Here is a 503-nt window from a genome sequence, read left to right on the forward strand (position 1 = left end):
TCGACTTGCATGTGTTAAGCCTATCGCTAGCGTTCATCCTGAGCCAGGATCAAACTCTTCTTTGTCATTTTGTTTCTATTTATTCCTATGCTCAGTATTACTTCCTTCTATTTATATAATCAGGTAATTGACAGGGTCACTATATCCATTTATAATGGAGTGTCCCTTGTACTACTTGTTGTATATTGTCCAATACGTCTATGATCTCTACTCGGTTACAAACAGGCATTCCCCGTTCGTGGGTGCAAAGTTACAACAATATTTCGATTAAACAACACCCAGAGAAAATTTATACGGCAAAATCTAAGAAAAATATTCTCTTTATTTTCTCAAAGCCGGCAAACCTATAAAAACAAAGGAGAGAGCCATGTTCCTGTTACGGTTCATGTCTCTCTCCTTCTCTTCAAGTGGCGGCTACCTACTCTCCCATTTGCATAGTACCATCGGCGTGATCGGGCTTAACTGCTCTGTTCGGAATGGTTAGAGGTGGATCCCCGATGCTA

2 rRNA genes are annotated in these 503 nt (G+C 40.6%); both read right to left on the minus strand.

Going from position 1 to position 503, the window contains the following annotated elements:
* Positions 1-65, minus strand: a 16S ribosomal RNA gene (locus tag HQ39_RS08735); the annotation flags it as partial.
* A 340-nt stretch (positions 66-405) separates the two neighbouring features.
* Positions 406-503 (minus strand): 5S ribosomal RNA (gene rrf / locus HQ39_RS08740); the annotation flags it as partial.

The organism is Porphyromonas sp. COT-108 OH2963 (genome assembly GCF_000768895.1).
Classification (GTDB): domain Bacteria; phylum Bacteroidota; class Bacteroidia; order Bacteroidales; family Porphyromonadaceae; genus Porphyromonas_A; species Porphyromonas_A canoris.